This window comes from Pseudomonas sp. 203-8, from assembly GCF_020708595.1.
Taxonomy (GTDB): Bacteria; Pseudomonadota; Gammaproteobacteria; order Pseudomonadales; family Pseudomonadaceae; genus Pseudomonas; species Pseudomonas aeruginosa.
This window is the reverse complement of sequence record NZ_JAJFDF010000006.1, coordinates 248,435-267,409: the sequence shown is the minus strand read 5'-3', so window position 1 is coordinate 267,409 and position 18,975 is coordinate 248,435. Positions and strand designations below refer to the sequence as shown.

The window sequence follows — 18,975 nt, the reverse complement described above, 5'->3', positions numbered from 1 at the left end:
ATGCCTCCCATCGACGATCCCTTCGGCACCCCGGCCGGCGGCGGCAACGGAAGCCCGCCCGACGACCGCACCATGATCATGCCGCGTCCCGGCGGCCGCGCCCCGGAACCGGCCGGCGGCCCCCGCGGCGGCGATCCCTACACGCCGCCGCCGATGGCCAGCCTGGCGCCGCTGAGCGGCCGCGGCGACGGCCTCAACCCGCTGGAGCAGGCCGCCGGCCCACTGCTGGCTATGCTCACCCGCCTGCGCAACACCATCGCCCATCCGGCGCCGGCCAGCCTGCGCGCGCAACTGCTCGGCTACCTGCGCCAGTTCGAGGAGAAGGCACGCCAGGCCGGCGTGGCGCCGGACGAAGTGATGCTGGCGCGCTACGTGCTCTGCACCGCCCTCGACGAAGCGGTGCTCAGCACGCCGTGGGGCAGCACCAGCGACTGGGGCAAGCAGAGCCTGCTGATCACCCTGCACAACGAGGCCTGGGGTGGCGAGAAGGTCTTCCAGTTGCTCGAACACTGCCTGCAGAACCCGCACCAGCGCCTGCACCTGCTGGAGCTGCTGTACCTGTGCACCAGCCTCGGCTTCGAAGGCCGCTACCGGGTCATGCACGACGGCCGCAGCCAACTGGAGGCGCTGCGCGAGCGCACCGCGGCGGTGATCCGCAGCACCCGCGGCGAGTACGAGCACGAACTGTCGCCGCACTGGCGCGGCCTCAGCGTGATGCGCGACCGCCTTTCGCAATACCTGCCGCCGTGGGTCGGTATCGCCATCGGCCTGGCCTTGCTGCTGGCCTTGCTGTTCGGCCTGCGGATGAAGCTGGCCGCCGACGCCGAGCCGGTGTTCAAGCGCATCCACGCCATCGGCGAGATCCCGGTGCAGGCCATCGACCGCCCGGCGGTGCAGCCGCGGGTGATCGAGCGGCCACGCCTGGCGCGCTTCCTCGCCGACGACATCAAGGCCCAGCGGGTGGCGGTGGAGGACGCCGTCGACCGCTCGGTGGTGACCATCCGCGGCGACGAGCTGTTCGCCAGCGCCAGCGCCAGCGTGCGCGACGAGTTCCAGCCGCTGCTGCTGCGCATCGCCGACGCCCTGCGCAAGGTCAAGGGCCAGGTGCTGGTCACCGGCCATAGCGACAACCGGCCGATCGCCACGCTGCGCTACCCGTCCAACTGGAAACTGTCCCAGGCCCGCGCCCAGGAGGTCGCCGACCTGCTCGGCGCGACCACCGGCGACGCCGGCCGCTTCACCGCCGAAGGGCGCAGCGACACCGAGCCGGTGGCGACCAATGCCAGCGCCGAAGGCCGCGCACGCAACCGCCGGGTGGAAATCACCGTATTCGCGGAGGGCGCGCAATGAAAGGCTTCCTCAACTTCTTCGCGCGCTGGGTGGTGCCGGTGCTCGGCCTGCTCGCCCTGAGCCTGATCATCTGGTTCCTCGGCCCGCTGCTGCGCCTGGGCAACTACGAACCGTTGGCCTCGGCGACCAGCCGCTGGGTGCTGATCGTCCTGCTGTTCCTGGTCTGGATCGGCTTCCGCGTGCTGCGCATCGTGCAGGCCCGGCGCAACGCGGCGAAGGTCATGCAGAGTCTCGCCGAGGTCAGCGCGCCGGACGCCGCCAGCGTCGCCACCGCCGAAGAGCTGGCGACCCTCAAGCAACGCATGGACGAGGCCCTGGCCCTGCTCAAGCGGGCCAAGTTGGGCGGCAGCGAGCGGCGCAACCTGTACGAGTTGCCCTGGTACGTGATCATCGGCCCGCCCGGTTCGGGCAAGACCACCGCGCTGATGAATTCCGGCCTCGACTTCCCGCTCGCCGCGCAGATGGGCGCCGGGGCGATCCGCGGGGTCGGCGGCACGCGCAACTGCGACTGGTGGTTCACCGACGAAGCGGTGCTGCTGGACACCGCCGGCCGCTATACCACCCAGGACAGCCACGCCCAGGTGGACAAGGCCGCCTGGCTGGGCTTCCTCGACCTGCTCAAGACCCAGCGCAAGCGCCGCCCCATCGATGGCGCGTTCATCGCCATCAGCCTTTCCGACCTGCTGCTGGGCAGCGACGCCGAGCGCGCCGCCCATGCCCAGGCGATCCGCGCACGCATCCAGGAGCTGTACCAGCAGCTCGGGGTGCGCTTCCCGATCTACGTGATGCTGACCAAGTTCGACCTGGTGCCGGGCTTCATGGAGTTCTTCGACAGCCTGAACCGCGAGGAACGCGCGCAGGTCTGGGGGATGACCTTCGCCCTCGACGACGGCAAGAGCGCGGAAGGCCCGCTGGCGGTGTTCGACAGCGAATTCGCCCTGCTCGAACAGCGTCTCACCGCGCGCCTGGTGGAACGCCTGCAGCAGGAGCGCGACCCGGCGCGGCGCGACCTGGTCTACGGCTTCCCGCAGCAATTCGCCGCCCTGCGCGAATGCCTCGGCGAGTTCCTCAACGGCGTGTTCAAGCCCAACCCCTACGAGGAACGCCCGCTGTTGCGCGGCCTGTACTTCACCAGCGGAACCCAGGAAGGCAGTCCGATCGACCGTCTGATCGGCAGCATGGCGCAGTCGATGAACCTCGACCGCCAGCACCTGGCGCGGCAGACCGGAACCGGGCGCAGCTACTTCATCGAGCGGCTGTTCCGCGAAGTGGCGTTCGGCGAACGCGGCCTGGTCGGCACCAACCCGAAGGTCGAGCGCCGCCGCAAGTGGCTGACCATCGGCGCGCTGAGCGCCACCGCGCTGGTGGTGCTGGCGGTGACGGCGGTATGGATCGCCAGCTACCGCGCCAATCAGAGCTACATCGCCGCGGTCGACCAGCGCGTCGACCCGCTGGCGCGCGGCATCGAGTCGCTGAGCCCGGCCCAGCGCGACGTCCTGGCCGTACTGCCACAGCTCAACGCGGTGCAGAATCTCGCCGGCGACGCGCCGAGCTGGGCCGAAGGCTACGGGCTGTACCAGGGCGACATGCTCGGCGAGGAGTCCGCCAGCGTCTACCGCAAGCTGCTGATCGCGGTGTTCGCCCCGCGCCTGGTGACCCGCATCGAGGAACAGTTGCGCTCCGGCGGCAGCAGCGATTTCCTCTACGAGGGCCTGAAGGCCTACCTGATGCTCGGCAGCCCGGACCATTACGACGCCGACTTCATCAAGGCCTGGATCAGCCTCGACTGGGAACGCAACCTGCCGCGCGACCTCTCGCCGGAACAGCGCCAGGCGCTGCACGCGCACCTCGACGCGTTGCTCGAACGACGGCCGCCGTCGGCGCGCCTGGACCAGGACCTGGTCGAGGACCTGCGCCGCCAGTTGCAGCAACTGCCGGTGGCGCAGCGGGTCTACGACCGGGTCAAGCGGCAGAGGCTGCCCAAGGACGTGCCCGACTTCCGCATCAGCGACGCCGCCGGCCGCGACGCGCCGCTGGTGTTCGCGCGCAAGAGCGGCAAGCCGCTCACCGACCCGCTCAGCGGCTTCTTCACCTACCGCGGCTATCGCGAGGTGTTCCTCACCGCCAGCCTCAGCCAGGCCGGCACCATCGCCGAGGAACAGTGGGTGCTCGGGCGCGACCTGAACGATGCCGGCGACGCCGCCAACCTGGCCCTCGACGTGCGTCGCCTGTATTTCCAGGACTACCTGCGGCAGTGGGACGACCTGCTCGCCGACCTCACCGTGGTGCCGATCACCAATGTCACCCAGGCCGCCGACGTGCTGCGCATTCTCTCCGGACCGACGTCGCCGTTCCGCAAGCTGCTCGAGGCGGTGGCCCGCGAGACCGACCTGCAGAAGGGCGACCGGCTGGTCGCCGCGCAAGTGAAGAAGGCCGCCGACGGCACCGTGGACAAGCTCAAGCAGCGCCTCGGCTCGCTGGTCGGCCAGGAGGAAGAGGGCGCCCGCGAACAGCCGCGGCAGGTCGACAGCGACCCGATCAGCGCCCACTTCGCCGAACTCAACAGCCTGGTCAGCAAGGGCGAGGGTGGCAACGAGCCGGCGCCGATCGACAGCCTGCTGGAGGACATGAACGCGCTCTACGTACAGGTCAGCGCCATGGCCGGAGCCAGCGGCGACTCGCTGCTCGGCGACGCCAAGAACCAGGTGGCCGCCGCCGCCTCGCGCGTGGCCCTCAGCGCCGAGCGCCAGCCGCCGGTGGTCCAGGGCCTGGTGAAGAACGTGGTCAACTCCACCACCAGCAGCATGATGGGCAGCGTGCGCAACCAGCTCAACGCGGCCTGGATCAGCGACGTGGTCAGCGTCTACCGGCAGTCCCTGGCCGGGCGCTACCCGATCGCCGCCGGCAGTTCGCGCGACGCCACCCTGGAAGACTTCGGCCACTTCTTCGGTGCCGGCGGGGTGATGGACAGCTACTTCCGCCAGTACCTGCAACCCTACGTCGACACCTCCGCCAGCACCTGGCGCTGGCAGCCCGGCGCGGCGCAGAAGCTCGGCATCAACCCCGGCGTGCTGCACACTTTCCAGCGCGCAGCGGCGATCCGCGACGCCTTCTTCCGCTCCGGCGGCATGCAACCGACGGTGCGCTTCGAGCTCAAGCCGGTGACCATGGACGCGGCGATCAGCCAGTTCATCCTCGACCTCGACGGCCAGCAGCTGACCTACGACCACGGCCCCAGCCGCCCAGTGGCGATGCAGTGGCCGAGCGCCAACGGCCTCGGCGTGGTCCGCCTGACAGTGACGCCGCCGCCCAGCAGCGGCCGTTCCGGCCTGACCCTGGAAGGCCCCTGGGCCTGGTTCCGCCTGCTCGACCAGTCGGACCTGGAACGCGGCAACTCGCCGGACCGCTTCACCCTGCGGCTGCGCATCGACGGCTCCAGCATCGCCTGCGAGCTGCGCGCCAGCAGCGCCTTCAACCCCTTCAAGAGCCGGGTCGTGTCCGGCTTCAGCCTCCCGGAGCGCCTTTGAACAGCGTCGGTTTCTACGGCAAGCTGGCCGGCCGCGGCGATTTCGTCAGCCGCGGCCTGCCGAACACCTTCGTCGAACCCTGGGACGCCTGGCTGGCCAGCGGCATGCGCGCCAGCCAGGACGAGCTCGGCGCGGCCTGGCTCGACGCCTACCTGACCAGCCCGCTGTGGCGCTTCGCCATCGCCCCCGGCCTGCTCGGCGGCGAAGCGGTGACCGGAGTGGTGATGCCGAGCATCGACCGGGTCGGTCGCTATTTCCCGCTGACCGTCGCCTGCCTGCTACCGGCGAACGCCGACCTCGGCGGGCTGGTCGGCGGCGACGACGGCTGGTTCGAACAGGTCGAGAGCCTGCTGCTCTCCACCCTCGAACCGGAGGCCGAGGTCGAGGCCTTCGAGCAGGCGGTGGCGCAGCTCCCGGCACCGCCCTGCGGACCGCGCATCGAACAATCGCTGATCAGCGGCAACCTGCTGCGCAGCGAAGCGGTGACCCCGGCGCAGCGCCTCGCCGCGCTGGCCCAGCACGCCTGCGACGGCGCCAGCCACTGGTGGGGACGCGGCTCGGCACGGATCTCCGCCGGCCTGATGCGCTACCAGGGCCTGCCGCCGGCGCCGGCGTTCGGACGATTCCTCACCGGAGAGGGCGAGGTGATCCCGCTCTTTCCCGGCATACCCGGTTAAGGACAACTGATGGTGCCCAACTCAGTCAGCTACTACAGGTCGGCCAGCTACAGCCACGTCGGCATGGTCCGCAAGGTCAACGAAGACGCCAGTCTCGACGCCCCCGAGGCGGGACTCTGGGTGGTCGCCGACGGCATGGGCGGCCACGCCGCCGGCGACTTCGTCAGCAGCCTGATCGTCGATACCCTGCGGCGCATCCCGGCGGCCTCCTCGCTACCGGCCTATGTCGGCGCGTTGCGCACCGGCCTCGCCCAGGTCAACGAGCGGGTTCGCCAGGAGGCCGGCCTGCGTGGCGTCAGCGTGATGGGCAGCACCCTGGTACTGCTCGCCGCGCGCGGCAACCAGGCGAGCTGCCTGTGGGCCGGCGACAGCCGCCTGTACCGCCTGCGCGGCGGCGTGCTGGAAGCCATCTCGCGGGACCACAGCTACGTCCAGGAGCTGCTCGACAACGCATTGATCAGCGAGGAAGAGGCGCGCCACCATCCGCGCGCCAACGTGGTCACCCGCGCGGTCGGCGTGCACGAGCAACTGGAACTGTCGGAAGCCGCGCTGCACGTGCTGCCCGGCGACAGCTTCCTGCTCTGCAGCGACGGCCTCAACAAGACCGCCGACGACAGCGAACTGCGCGACGTGCTCAGCCACAGCGATCCCTATGCGGTGGTCCGCAGCCTGGTCCACCTGGGCCTGACCCGCGGCGCCCCGGACAACATCACGGCCCTGGTGGTCAGGGCCTTCTGAGACGGACATGGACATAGAACTTCCGGGATTCGACATCGAACGCGAGCTGGGCGAAGGCGCCATGGCCACGGTCTACCTGGCCACCCAGCGCTCGCTGCAGCGCAAGGTGGCGCTGAAGGTGATGGCCGCGGCGCTGGCCGCCGACCCGAGCTTCGCCGAACGCTTCCTGCGCGAAGGTCGGACCCTGGCGCGGCTGTCGCACCCGAACACGGTGACCATCCACGACATCGGCAACGTCGGCAGTTGCTACTACATGGCCATGGAATACCTGCCCAACGGCACGCTCAAGGAGCGCATCCAGCAGGGCCTCGATCCCGAGCTGGGCCTGGTCTACGTACGGCAGGTGGCCGCCGCGCTCGGCTACGCGCACTCCCAGGGCCTGGTGCATCGAGACGTGAAGCCGGCCAATATCCTGTTCCGCGCCGACGGCACCGCGGTGCTCTCGGACTTCGGCATCGCCAAGTCGATCGAGGACAATACCCAGTTCACCCAGGTCGGCTTCGCCGTCGGCACCCCCAGCTACATGAGCCCGGAGCAGGCCCGCGGGCAGGAGATCGACGGCCGCGCCGACCTCTACGCGCTGGGCGTGGTGCTCTACGAGATCCTCACCGGCAAGCTGCCCTACAACGGCAAGGATTCGCTCTCCACCGCCCTGGCCCACCTCACCGAGCCGCTGCCGGAACTGCCGATCGAACAGGGCCGCTACCAGGACATCCTGCGCCAGTTGCTGGCCAAGGACCCGGCCGAGCGCTTCCCAACCGCCGGCGCGCTGATCGCCGCCCTCGACCGCCTGGCGCCGAGCGCCCTGGAAGCCACCCAGATCCGTCCGCTGGCGACGCCGCAGGGCTCGCCGCGAGCGAGCAACCCGCCGCCGGCCGAACCCGCGCCCATGCCGCCCGCCGACCTCGGCGGCCTGCAACCGGTATCGATCCAGTTGCCGCCGGTCACGCCCAGCGCCGGCGGCGCCACGCCGCCCCCGCCTCCGCCATCGCAAGCGGCGAAACCGCCATCGCCCCCGCCGCCTCCGCTGCCACCGGCGAAGCCGCGTGCCGGCGGCAGCCGCACGCCGCTGATCGCCGCCGCCGCGGCCGCCGTGCTCCTGGCGATCGGCGGCGGCGCCTGGTGGCTGCTGAGCTCGGGCGACGCGCCGAGCGCTGCCGATCCAGCGCCGCTGGGACAGACGCCGGCGGACAAGCCGCAGCAGCAGACCCCGGTGGCCGATGCCGAACAGGACGGCGGCGAGCGTCCGCTGCTGATGCCAGGCAAGAAGACCCTGTTCCAGCGCGTCCTGACCAAACCCGGCGCGGCCATCTCCGCCGAGGCTGGCGGCCCGCCCCGGGCCGGCGCGGTGCCGGCCTTCTCGGTGCTCTACGTGTACGCCCGCAAGCAGGTCGGCGGCAGCCCCTGGCTGCGCGTCGGCGCCTCCAGCAACGGCGAGGGCGACGGCTGGCTGCCGGCCAGCGCGGTGAGCGACTGGAAGCAGAGCCTGGTGCTGAAGTTCACCGAACGCTCCGGCCGCGCGCCGGTGATGTTCCTCAACAGCGCCGAGCAGGTCGAGCGCCTGCTCGGCGATACCCGCGCAGCGCGCGACACCCTGACCCAGGCGGTGGATCACAAGGGCGATCCGCAGGTGGTCGCGGTCGAGCCCAACGACCGGGCGATCCCCCAGGACCAGTTCTACCTGCTGCCGATCTTCGACTCGAAGGAAAGCTTCGACGCCGACGGCCAGCCGGCGCAGTTGCTGGAGGTCGCCTCGATCGACCCCGGCGGCAGCGCCGCGGCACCCCAGGCGCCGGGCCAGGCCGGGCAGGGCGGCGCCAGCGGCGCGGCGAGCGACACCTTCCGCACCGGCATCGTCCTGGTGGTGGACACCTCGGTGTCGATGCAGCCCTACATCGACCGCGTGCGCGAGGTGATCGACGGCCTGCAGCGGCAGATCGGCGAGCGCGGCGACCTGGACAAGGTCAGCTTCGGCCTGGTCGGTTTCCGCAACAACACCGACAAGACCCCCGGCCTGGAATACGTCAGCAAGACCCTGGTGCCGCTGCAACCGGGCAACGACGCGCAGCGCTTCGCCGAGTTGAGCAGCCAGGTGCGCGCCACCGACGTCTCCAGCCACTCGTTCAACGAAGACGCCTTCGCCGGGATCATGCAGGCGGTCGACGAAATGGACTGGTCGCCCTACGCCGGGCGCGTGGTGCTGCTGGTCACCGACGCCGGCGCGCTGCGCAAGAACGACCCGCTCGGGCGCACCCAGATGAACGAGGCCGAGGTCCGCCAGGCGGCGCTGCGCAAGGGCGTGAAGATCTATGCCCTGCACCTGCGCACCCCGGCCGGGAAGAACAACCACGGCTACGCCGAGCAGCAGTACCGCAGCCTCACCGCCGACGCCAACCCGAAGATCGCCGACCTCTACATCCCGGTGGCCGGCGGCGAGGTGAACGCCTTCGGCAACACGGTGAAGGAGATCGGCACGGTGTTCGCCGACCTGGTCCACGACGCCGGCAACCGCAAGCCGCAGGCGCCGCGCTTCGACGCCGCGCCAAGCGTGGCGAGCAAGTCGGCGGCCATCGGCTACGCCATGCAGATGGAATTCCTCGGTCGCCGCGACTCGGTGCGCGCGCCGCAGGTCGTCACCGCCTGGACCGCCGACCGTGACCTGACCAACCCGGCGCTGCCGGCGTTCCAGGTCTGCGTGCTGCTGAGCAAGCTGCAACTCAACGAACTGCAACAGTCGCTGAAACTGATCGTCGACGCGGCCAAGCGCACCCAGACCTCGCCCAAGGACTTCTTCCAGGAAATCGCCAGCGCCAGCGCCTACATGAGCCGCGACCCGGCGCAACTGGTGAAGGGCAGCAACCTGGCGCAGAGCGGCGTGCTCGGCGAATACCTGGAAGGCCTGCCGTACCGCAGCAAGTCGCTGAACATGACCCAGGACCTCTGGCTGTCGCTGAGCGTCGCCGAACAGCAGGACTTCATCGACGAACTGGAGTCGAAGATCCGCCTCTACGAAACCTTCCACAACGACGTCGCCAACTGGGTCCGATTCGGCGACGCCGACGCCGGCGACGCGCTGTACCGCGTGCCGCTGTCGACGCTGCCATGATCCTGCGCCTGCACGAGGTCGCCCGCAGCCACGGCGCCGGTCGCCAGCGCTACCGCCTGCGGGTGCCGGCGCTGGAATTGCGCGCGGGTCGCCAGCTGGCCATCGTCGGCCCCAGCGGCTGCGGCAAGAGCACCCTGCTCGACCTGCTGGCGCTGGCCCTGGCGCCGGACCCGGGCGGGCGCTTCGAATTCCTCGCCGGGGAACGCCCGCAGGACATCGCCGCGCTCTGGCGCGACGGCCGCCAGGACCGCTTGGCGGCGCTGCGCCGGCAGCACTGCGGCTACGTGCTGCAAAGCGGCGGGTTGCTCGAGTTCCTCGATGTGCGGCGCAACATCGGACTGCCCTGCGCGTTGCTCGGCGCCCCATCCGCCGAGCGCGTACAGGCGCTGGCCGAGCGGCTGGAAATCGGCGACCAGTTGGACAAGAAACCGGCGGCGCTGTCGGTCGGCCAGCGCCAGCGGGTCGCCATCGCTCGCGCCCTGGCGCATGCGCCGCGCCTGTTGCTGGCCGACGAGCCGACCGCGGCGCTCGACCCGCTGAACGCCGAACGGGTGATGCGCCTGCTGGTGGAGCAGGCCCGCGAGCGCGGCGCCTGCACCGTGGTCGCCACCCACGACGAACGCCTGGCTCGCGCCGCCGGCCTGGAAGTCCTGGCCATCCGCTGGCAACACGAGGCCGACGACAGCGTCGGCGCCTGCCTCGAGGAAGTTGGCTGATGCGCGCCGGCCTGCTGCTCTCGCTGGCCTGGGCCGACTACCGCGGCGAGGCGCGCCTGTCGCTCTGCGCGATCTTCGCCCTGGCGGCGGTGATCACCCCGCTGCTGGTGCTGTTCGGCCTCAAGTACGGCCTGGTCAGCACCCTCACCGAGCGGCTGGAGCGCGCGCCTTCGGTGCGCGAGATCATTCCGGTCGGCGGCGCCCGCTACCGTGCCGAGGACATCGCCGCCCTGGCCGCACGCGCGGACGTCGCCTTCGCCGTGCCGCGCACCCGGCAGATCGCCGCCACCGCCGACCTCAGCGGCGGCGGCGAGACCGCCCTGAGCGTCGAGATGATTCCCAGCGCCGCTGGCGACCCGCTGCTGGCCGGCCTGCCGCAACCCGACCGGCCGACCCGCGTGGTGCTCAGCCACGGCGCCGCGGAAAAACTCGGCGCCCAGCCTGGCGAGCGCATCGTCGCGCGCATCGGCCGGCGCATGGATGGCCAGGCACAGAGCCAGCGCCTGGAGCTGGAAGTGCTCGCGGTGCTGCCGCAGGAGCGTTTCGCCCGCGACGCGCTGTTCGCCCCGCTGGCCCTGCTGGAAGCCGCCGAGGACTATCGCGACGGTCGCGCGGTGGCCGCCTACGGCTGGCCGGGGAAGGCCGGCGAGACCCCGCGCGCACGCATCTACCCGGGCTTCCGCCTGTACGCCCGAGACCTCGATGCGGTGGAAGGGCTGCGCCGGCACTTCGTCGCGAGTGGCGTGGAAGTCGCCACCCAGGCCGAGGCCATCGCCCAGGTGCGCAGCCTCAGCCGCAACCTCGGCCTGGTGTTCTGGATCGTCGCCGCGCTGGCCATCGGCGGTGCCTTCGCCGCCATCGCCGCCAGCAGCCTGGCCGCCGTCGAACGCAAGCGCCGCGCCCTGGCGGTGCTACGTCTGCTGGGCTTCCCGACCGCCGCGCTGGTCGGCTTCGTCATGCTCCTGGCGCTGTTCAGCGCCGTCTTCGGCCTGTTCCTCGCCGGGCTGCTGTACGCCGCCACGGCCGGCGCGCTGAACCACCTGTTCGACAACCAGAGCGGCGAGTTCGTCTGCCGCCTGCTGCCCAGCCACTACCTGACGGCGCTGCTCGCCACGCTGCTGTGCAGCGTCCTGGCCGCCGCCAGCGGCGGCTGGCGCGCGGCGCGGATCGAAGCCGCAGAGGGATTACGCGATGTTTGAGAAAGCCATTCTTCCGCTCGCCCTCGGTGCCTGCCTGGCATTTGCCGCGCCGGCCTGGGCCGAAGGCGACTCGCCGGACAATCCCAAGCCGCTGGCCGACGACGTCGCCCTGCCGCTGCCGTGTGGCGGCGAGATGGTCTTCCGGCATGTCTACGTACTCGCCGAAGGCGCCCTCGACGATCGCGAGGTCAACCTCGGCTACGCCTTCAACGAAGGCGAGGCGGGCTACCAGCAGTCGTTCATCTCCGGCTACCGGCGCGACTACGTGAACGGCCAGTTCAGCCTCGCCGACCTGGCACCGGCCTGGCAGCAGAAGCTCTCCGCCAGCCTGCCGAAGCCTGCCGCCGGCACCCCGCTGAAGCCGATGCTGTACTTCATCGGCAAGTACGAGGTGACCGCCCGCCAGTACGCCGCGGTGATGAGCCAGGCGGCCGCGCTCTCCGGCCAGGGCGAGGCGCCGGCCTGCGACGTGCCGGACGGGATGGCCGCGCGGCTGCCCAAGGTCAACCTCTCGCGCTTCGACGCCGAACGCTTCGGCGCGGTGTACAGCGCCTGGCTGCTGAAGAACCACCCGGAACTGCTGCCGGTCAGCGGCCGCGGCAAGAATCCCGAGGACGGCGGCATCGGCTTCGTCCGCCTGCCCACCGAGGTCGAGTGGGAGTTCGCCGCGCGCGGCGGCCAGGCGGTAAGCCGCCAGGAACTGGAAGGCCGGCTGTTCCCGCGCAAGGTCGAGGGCAGCGACCAGGAAGGCCCGCTGGGCGACTGGGCGGTGTACAACCAGGTCGCCGGCGGCACCGGGCAGGCCGCGCGACTGTTGCCGGTAGGGATGAAGCGGCCGAACCCGCTGGGCCTGTTCGACGTGATCGGCAATGCCGCGGAGATGGTCCAGGAGTCCTTCCAACTGGTCCACGCCGGTCGCCGGCAGGGCACATATGGCGGTTTCGTGGTGAAGGGCGGGAACTATCTCGAAGGCGAGATGACTCTATTCACCGGGATGCGCCGCGAATACCCGCTGTTCGCCGCCGACGGCAGCGAACAGCGCAACGAGACCACCGGTTTCCGTGTCGCCATCGGCGCGCTGTCCGCGCCGCGCTCGCGCTATCCCGAGCTGTTCGCCCAATGGCAGAAGGAAGGCCGACTAGCGGCATTGACCGATGCCATCGATGACGCTCAAGATCCCACCAAGCAATTGGACGGAATCATTGCCGCCACCCGCGACCCGCAGATGCAGGCGCAGTTGGCCCAGATAAACGAGGAACTCAAGCGTAACGTTTCGTTGATCGCCCGGCAGCGCGAAGAGGCCGCCGGAAACCTGATACAGTCGGCGGCACTGGTCGCCGAGACGATCAACAACTACAACATACGCCTGACCAACCTCAAGAAGGACAGGGAGAAAGCCGTGGCAGCCAGGGATCAGGCGACCGCCCAGCTCTATGCCGGCGCCATCGCCAACGGGCGCAGCGCCCTCGATGGCGCATTGGCCATCTACATCGACAACCTCGCCACCGGCACCCGTTACACCGACGCGGTGATCCAGGCGCAGTTCCAGCGCATCCAGGAAGAACTCAATCGCAACCCGGTTCTGGGCAAGAGCCTGGTCAAGCGCGCGACCCTGTTCGTCAAACACGTCGGAGATTATCGCCAGCAGCACCGGGCCGAGCCGGAGGCGGTATTGAAGGAATTGCTCGCGTCCAGCGGGCGTTGAAGGAGTTCCGTCCGGCCCCTCTCGGCAGCCGGGCGGTTCATCAAACCAGGAGTGAGATGCAATGAGCCAACCCAGCGAAAACCGTTTGATCACCTCGGCGCGCTACGCGCTCTGCCTGTTGACCGCCAGCGGCGTGCTGCTCAGCGGCTGCGCCAGCAGCGGCGTCGGCTCGGTCGCCCAGACCACCCGCGCGGAATACTACCCGTCCTGCTACGAGCCGGTGTCGCACCTGCGCAGCACCGATAACGCAGTGCGCAATTCGGCCATCACCGGCGCCATTACCGGCGGCCTCCTGGGCGGCCTGGCCGGCGGCCTGGCCAGCGACGAGAACCGCGGCCGCAATGCCGCCCTCGCTGCCGCAGGCGGCGCCCTGGCCGGCGGCGCGGCGGGCTACTACATGGAGAAGCAGAAGCAGATCAGCGATGACCGCGCGCGCATCGGCTCCTACGGTACCGACGTCGACCGCAGCACCGTCGAGATCAACCGTAGCGTGGCCTACGCCAAGTCGGCGCAAAGCTGCTACCAGAGCCAGTTCAAGGCTCTGCTCGACGGTCGCAAGAACAAGTCGATCAACGAAGCCGAAGGGCGCAAGCGCCTGGCCGAGATCGTCAGCGGCCTGCAGGAGACCAACGCCTTGCTGGTCGCCGCCAACGGCCGTGCCGGCGAGAACATCAGCAACTACACCCAGGCCTACGAGAAAGACCTGCAGCAGGTCGGCGTACCGCGCGCCGAGGTGACCAAGGTCGCCGAGGCCGAGAACCGCGCCAGCACTACGAAAGGCGGCAGCAAGCCCAAGACCGGCAGCAATCCCAAGGTGCCGAAGGAAGCGGTCGCCACCGAGCAGACCATCCGCAAGGCCCAGGACGCGCAAAGCGAAGGCAACAAGGTGGCCTCCCAGGGCCAGGGCATGATCCGGGAAGTCTGCAACAGCCCGGACATGGGCGACTGGGCGCCGCCGAGCTGCGCCAAGGCCTGATCGGCCTCGTTACCGGCACGAACGCGACGGCGACCTTCGGGTCGCCGTTTCGTTGAGGGGGCTGGCGCGCTGACCCGACCGGCCTGAAGGTCGAGCGTTCGCCGGGACGGCTGCTTCCGACGTTTCCGGCTTCCCGGCGGCAGCGGTTCTTCCCGCAGGGCGGATATCGCCACCGGCACGCTCCGCCGCTACTCCGCCCTATACGAAATGCTGCACCGCGGGGAAAACGCTAGAACAACGCCATCTGCGCCCCCGGCACGGCGAACCGGCTGCAATCCAGCCCGAAGCCCTCGCGGCGGTCCAGCCCGAGGCGCTTCATCGCCACCGCGAAACGCTGCGCCAGCAGGTCGGCGAACGGTCCCTGGCCACGAAAGCGGTGGCCGAAGCGGCTGTCGTAGACCTCGCCGCCACGGCATTGGCGGACCAGGCTCATCACATGCTCGGCGCGTTGCGGGTAGTGCGCCGCCAGCCATTCCTCGAACAGCGGGCCGACTTCGCGCGGCAGGCGCAGGAGCATGTACGCGGCGCTGCGCGCGCCGGCGTCCCGCGCCGCCTGGAGCAGGCGCTCCAGCTCCATGTCGTTGACCATCGGGATCATCGGCGAGCAGAGCACGCCCACCGGGATGCCGTTGCCGCTGAGCGTGCGGATCGCCCGCAGTCGCGCCGAGGGCGCCGCCGCGCGCGGTTCGAGAATGCGCTTCAGCTCGTCGTCGAGGGTGGTCAGGCTGATCATCACCGCCACCAGGTTCTGCTCCGCCAGTTCGCGCAGCAGGTCGAGGTCGCGAAGGATCAGCGAGCCCTTGGTGACGATGGTCAGCGGGTGACGGAAGCGCAGCAGCACCTCCAGCACCTGGCGGGTCAGGCGGCGTTCGCGCTCCAGCGGCTGGTAGGGGTCGGTATTGGCGCCCAGGTTGATCGGCGCGCAGCGATAGCCGGGCTTGCTCAGTTCCTGCTCCAGCGCGCTGGCGACGTTGCTCTTGGCGATCAGCCGGGTCTCGAAATCGATCCCCGGCGAGAGGTCCCAATAGGCATGGCTGGGCCGCGCATAGCAGTAGATGCAGCCATGCTCGCAACCACGGTAGGGATTGATCGAACGATCGAAAGGGAGGTCCGGCGACTGGTTGCGGGAGATCACCGTGCGGGCGATCTCCTCGCGCACCTCGGTGAGCTGGATCGGCGGCACGTCCTGCTCCCAGCCATCGTCGAAGGCCTCGCTGTGGGTCGGGGCGAAGCGGTTGAGGGGGTTGCTGGCGGTACCGCGACCGCGCGGGGGCAGGGGAGCGCTCATGAGGGAAACCCGGCGAAATACTGTATATGGATACAGTATCGCACCGGGCCCCGGCCCACAGCCATCGCCGCCGGTCGGCGGCGAGCGGTCAGGCGTCGGGCTTCTTCTTCAGCTTGGGATTGGGGAAGAACTGCACCGACTGCACCTTCGGGTTGGCCGGCTTCGGCGCGTTCTGGTTGACCCGCGTACCCAGCTCCTTCGGGATCGACTGGCCCTGGGCGTTGAGCGTGTCGGCGTAGCCGCAGGCCACGCATTCGCGGTGCGGCACGCCGTCCTCTTCCCACATCTGGATCTTGTCCTGTTCGCTGCACGCCGGGCAGACCGCCCCGGCGATGAAGCGCTTCCTGGTGATCGCCGGGCTCATGCGGCCTCCCCGACCAGCCCGGAGTGACGCAGCAGGGCGTCGATGGACGGCTCGCGACCGCGGAAATCGACGAACAACAGCATCGGCTCGCGGGAGCCGCCGCGGGCCAGGATCGCCTCGCGGAAGGCACGCCCGGTATCGGGGTTGAACACGCCTTCTTCCTCGAAACGCGAGAAGGCATCGGCGGACAGCACCTCGGCCCACTTGTAGCTGTAGTAACCGGCCGCGTAGCCGCCGGCGAAGATGTGCGCGAAGCTGTTGGCGAAGCGGTTGTACGCCGGCGGACGCATCACCGCCACTTCGTCGCGGATGCCCTCGAGCACCTGCAGCACGCTGCGGCCGTCGCCGTGGGTGGCGTGCAGCTCGAAGTCGAAGAGGGAGAACTCCAGCTGGCGGACCATCATCATCCCGGACTGGAAGTTCTTCGCCGCCAGCATCTTCTCCAGCAGGTCCTGCGGCAGCGCCTCGCCGGTCTCGTAGTGGGCGGAGATCAGCGCCAGGCCTTCCGGTTCCCAGCACCAGTTCTCCATGAACTGGCTGGGCAGCTCGACGGCGTCCCAGGCCACCCCGTTGATCCCGGAGGCGGCGGCATGCTCGACGCGGGTCAGCAGGTGGTGCAGGCCATGGCCGAACTCGTGGAACAGGGTAGTGACCTCGTCGTGGGTCAGCAGCGCCGGCTTGCCGTTCACCGCCGGGGTGAAGTTGCACACCAGGTAGGCCACCGGGTCGATCAGCCGGCCCTGGGCGTCGCGCCGGCGGTCGCGGGCGCCGTCCATCCAGGCACCGCCGCGCTTGTTGGCGCGGGCATAGAGGTCGAAGTAGAAGCGGCCGACGTGCTCGCCGTTCTCGAGGATCTCGAACAGGCGTACGTCGGCGTGCCAGCGTTCGAAATCGTGCAGTTCGCGGATCTGGATGCCGTAGAGGCGCTCGACGATGGCGAACAGGCCGGAAAGCACCTTGTCCACCGGGAAGTAGGCACGCAGCGCCTCCTGGGACACGCTGTAGCGCGCCTCGCGGAGTTTCTCGGCGTAGTAGCCGGCGTCCCAGCTCTGCAATTCGGTGCAGCCCTGCTCGGCGGCGTAGGCGCGCAGCTGCTCCAGGTCGCGGGCGGCGAACGGCTTGCTGCGCACCGCCAGGTCGCGGAGGAAGCTGAGCACCTGGTCGCTGGACTCGGCCATCTTGGTCGCCAGCGACAGCTCGGCGTAGTTGGCGAAGCCGAGCAGGCCGGCCAGCTCCTGGCGCAGGTCGAGGATCTCTTCCATCACCGGACCGTTGTCGTTCTGCCCGGCGTTCGGGCCCTGGTCGGAGGCGCGGGTGCAGTAGGCGGCGTATACCTCTTCGCGCAGGGCGCGGTCATCGGCATAGGTCATCACTGCGTAGTAGCTGGGGAACTCCAGGCTGATCAGCCAGCCGTCCAGGCCCTTGGCCTCGGCGGCCTGCTTCATCTGGGCCTTGGCCGAATCGGTCAGGCCGGCCAGCGCGGCTTCGTCGGTGACATGCTTGGTCCAGGCCTGGGTGGCGTCGAGCAGCTGGTTGGAGAAACGGCTACCCAGCTCGGACAGGCGCGACTGCACCTCGGCATAGCGCTTCTGCTTGTCCGCCGGCAAGTCGATGCCGGACAGGCGGAAGTCGCGCAGGGCGTGTTCGAGGATGGTTTTCTGGGCCACGTCGAAGCCGGCCGCCTCGGGGCTCTTCGCCAGCGCCTCGTAGGCCTCGAACAGGGCGCGGTTCTGCCCCAGCTCGGTGGAGTAGGCCGACAGCTCCGGCAGGCAGGCCTCATAGGCCTCGCGCAGCTCGGCGCTGTTGCACACCGCGTTGAGGTGGCTGACCGGACTCCAGGCGGCGCCCAGACGGTCGTTGAGTTCGTCCATCGCCAGCACCAGGCCCTTCCAGGTCGGCTGCTCGCGCTGGGTTTCCAGCAGGCGGGCGATGGCGGCGCGGTTATCGGCGAGGATCCGCTCGATGGCCGGCTTCACGTGTTCCGGGCGAATGGAGGAGAAAGGCGGCAGGTCGTAGGCCTGCAGAAGGGGATTCGCGCTCACGTTGGCAACCTTGGCTAAGGAAATACCCGACCATCTTAAATACAATCGGCGGCATCCGCAGCCTGAGGAAAACTATCGTGACCATTCGTTCCTACCAGGGCAAAACGCCACTGCTCGGCGAGCGGGTCTTCGTCGATCCCTCGGCCGTGCTCGTCGGCGACATCGAGATCGGCGCCGACAGCTCGGTCTGGCCGCTGGTGGTGATCCGCGGCGACATGCACCGCATCCGCATCGGCCAGCGCAGCAGCATCCAGGACGGCAGCGTGCTGCACATCACCCACGCCGGCCCCTTCAACCCGGACGGTTTTCCGCTGAGCATCGGCGACGAAGTGACCGTCGGGCACAAGGTCCTGCTGCACGGTTGCAGCATCGGCAACCGGGTGCTGGTGGGGATGGGCTCGATCGTCATGGACGGCGCGGTGATCGAGGACCAAGTGATCCTCGGCGCCGGCAGCCTGGTGCCGCCGGGCAAGGTGCTGGAGAGCGGCTTCCTCTACGTCGGCAGCCCGGCGAAGAAGGCCCGTCCGCTGAGCGACAAGGAGCGCGGCTTCTTCACCTACACCGCCGGCAACTACGTGAAGCTCAAGGACCTGCACATCGCCGAGGACTACCATGCGTGACGCCACGCTGCGCTACCCGAACATCCTCTTCGATCTCGACGGCACCCTCACCGACCCACGCGAGGGCATCACCCGCTCGGTGCAGTTCGCCCTCGCCCGCCTGGGCATCGACGAGCCGGACCTGGCGCGCCTGGAACACTTCATCGGCCCCCCGCTGTTGCAGTGCTTCATGCAGACCTACGGCTTCGACGAAGCGCGCGCCTGGGAGGCGGTGAACCACTACCGCGAGCGCTTCAGGGTCACCGGTCTCTACGAGAACCGCGTGTTCGACGGCATTCCCGAGCTGCTCGAAGCCCTGGTCGGACGCGGCCACACGCTCTACGTCGCGACCAGCAAGCCCGGCGTGTTCGCCCGCGAGATCGCCCGCCACTTCGCCTTCGACCGTCACTTCAAGGCGATCTACGGCAGCGAGCTGGACGGCACGCGCACGCACAAGGACGAACTGATCCGCCATCTGCTCGACAGCGAAGGCCTGGCAGCGGAGCATTGCCTGATGATCGGCGACCGCATGCACGACCTGCTCGGCGCCAGCCGCAACGGTGTCGCCTGCATCGGCGTCGGCTACGGCTTCGGCAGCGAAGACGAACTGCGCGCGCACCAGCCGACCCATTACTCCGCCGACCTCGCCGCCCTGCGGCAGGTGTTGGAATCCCACTGACCCATGCTC

14 protein-coding genes are annotated in these 18,975 nt (G+C 69.6%); 11 read left to right on the top strand and 3 right to left on the bottom strand.

From position 1 onward, the window contains the following. The 9 genes from LJF27_RS16010 (at window position 1) to tagQ (ending at window position 13,994) form a co-directional block, all read left to right on the top strand. The gene (locus LJF27_RS16010) at window positions 1-1,350 is read left to right on the top strand and encodes a DotU family type VI secretion system protein (protein ID WP_003115051.1); all 1,350 of its coding nucleotides are present in this window, start codon (window positions 1-3) and stop codon (window positions 1,348-1,350) included. Then, the gene (tssM, locus tag LJF27_RS16005) at window positions 1,347-4,877 is read left to right on the top strand and encodes a type VI secretion system membrane subunit TssM (RefSeq protein WP_003106968.1); all 3,531 of its coding nucleotides are present in this window, start codon (window positions 1,347-1,349) and stop codon (window positions 4,875-4,877) included. The genes LJF27_RS16010 and tssM overlap by 4 nt, the downstream gene beginning before the upstream one ends. Next, window positions 4,874-5,554, top strand: a complete 681-nt coding sequence (tagF, locus tag LJF27_RS16000; RefSeq protein ID WP_003106966.1) for a type VI secretion system-associated protein TagF — start codon at window positions 4,874-4,876, stop codon at window positions 5,552-5,554. Before tssM ends, tagF begins: the two co-directional genes overlap by 4 nt. A 9-nt stretch (window positions 5,555-5,563) precedes the next feature. Further along, entirely contained in the window at window positions 5,564-6,292 is a 729-nt protein-coding gene (gene pppA, locus LJF27_RS15995) for a serine/threonine phosphatase PppA (protein WP_003106965.1), read from the top strand. 7 nt (window positions 6,293-6,299) lie between these two features. Further along, complete coding sequence (ppkA, locus tag LJF27_RS15990) at window positions 6,300-9,398, top strand: serine/threonine protein kinase PpkA (RefSeq protein ID WP_229601854.1); 3,099 nt, start codon at window positions 6,300-6,302, stop codon at window positions 9,396-9,398. Next, the gene (tagT, locus tag LJF27_RS15985; RefSeq protein WP_023117263.1) at window positions 9,395-10,114 is read left to right on the top strand and encodes a type IV secretion associated ABC transporter ATP-binding protein TagT; all 720 of its coding nucleotides are present in this window, start codon (window positions 9,395-9,397) and stop codon (window positions 10,112-10,114) included. The genes ppkA and tagT overlap by 4 nt, the downstream gene beginning before the upstream one ends. Next, complete coding sequence (tagS, locus tag LJF27_RS15980) at window positions 10,114-11,313, top strand: type IV secretion associated ABC transporter permease TagS (protein ID WP_003083634.1); 1,200 nt, start codon at window positions 10,114-10,116, stop codon at window positions 11,311-11,313. Before tagT ends, tagS begins: the two co-directional genes overlap by 1 nt. Continuing rightward, entirely contained in the window at window positions 11,306-13,018 is a 1,713-nt protein-coding gene (tagR, locus tag LJF27_RS15975; RefSeq protein ID WP_003106615.1) for a type VI secretion system-associated regulator TagR, read from the top strand. The genes tagS and tagR overlap by 8 nt, the downstream gene beginning before the upstream one ends. 61 nt (window positions 13,019-13,079) lie before the next feature. After that, window positions 13,080-13,994: a type VI secretion system-associated lipoprotein TagQ gene (gene tagQ, locus LJF27_RS15970; RefSeq protein WP_003106614.1), complete on the top strand. Its 915-nt coding sequence runs from the start codon at window positions 13,080-13,082 to the stop codon at window positions 13,992-13,994. A gap of 229 nt (window positions 13,995-14,223) precedes the next feature. Here the strand turns inward: tagQ and LJF27_RS15965 are convergent, their stop codons facing one another. The 3 genes from LJF27_RS15965 to prlC all read right to left on the bottom strand — a co-directional run bounded on the left by LJF27_RS15965 (window position 14,224) and on the right by prlC (window position 17,688). After that, window positions 14,224-15,282, bottom strand: coding sequence for a PA0069 family radical SAM protein (locus LJF27_RS15965; protein WP_003083628.1), 1,059 nt, complete (start codon window positions 15,280-15,282; stop codon window positions 14,224-14,226). Between the two features lie 88 nt (window positions 15,283-15,370). Beyond that, the gene (locus tag LJF27_RS15960; RefSeq protein WP_003083624.1) at window positions 15,371-15,646 is read right to left on the bottom strand and encodes a YheV family putative zinc ribbon protein; all 276 of its coding nucleotides are present in this window, start codon (window positions 15,644-15,646) and stop codon (window positions 15,371-15,373) included. Continuing rightward, window positions 15,643-17,688 carry an oligopeptidase A gene (gene prlC / locus LJF27_RS15955; RefSeq protein WP_003083621.1) on the bottom strand — a complete coding sequence of 682 codons (2,046 nt, stop codon included), beginning with the start codon at window positions 17,686-17,688 and terminating at the stop codon, window positions 15,643-15,645. The genes LJF27_RS15960 and prlC overlap by 4 nt, the downstream gene beginning before the upstream one ends. Before the next feature lie 77 nt (window positions 17,689-17,765). Here prlC and LJF27_RS15950 point away from each other — a divergent pair, with 77 nt between their 5' ends. Then, a complete protein-coding gene (locus LJF27_RS15950) occupies window positions 17,766-18,308 on the top strand; it encodes a gamma carbonic anhydrase family protein (protein ID WP_003106612.1) in 543 nt (180 codons plus the stop codon). Then, window positions 18,301-18,966, top strand: coding sequence for an HAD family hydrolase (locus LJF27_RS15945; protein WP_023117264.1), 666 nt, complete (start codon window positions 18,301-18,303; stop codon window positions 18,964-18,966). Before LJF27_RS15950 ends, LJF27_RS15945 begins: the two co-directional genes overlap by 8 nt. The last annotated feature ends 9 nt before the right edge of the window (window positions 18,967-18,975 follow it).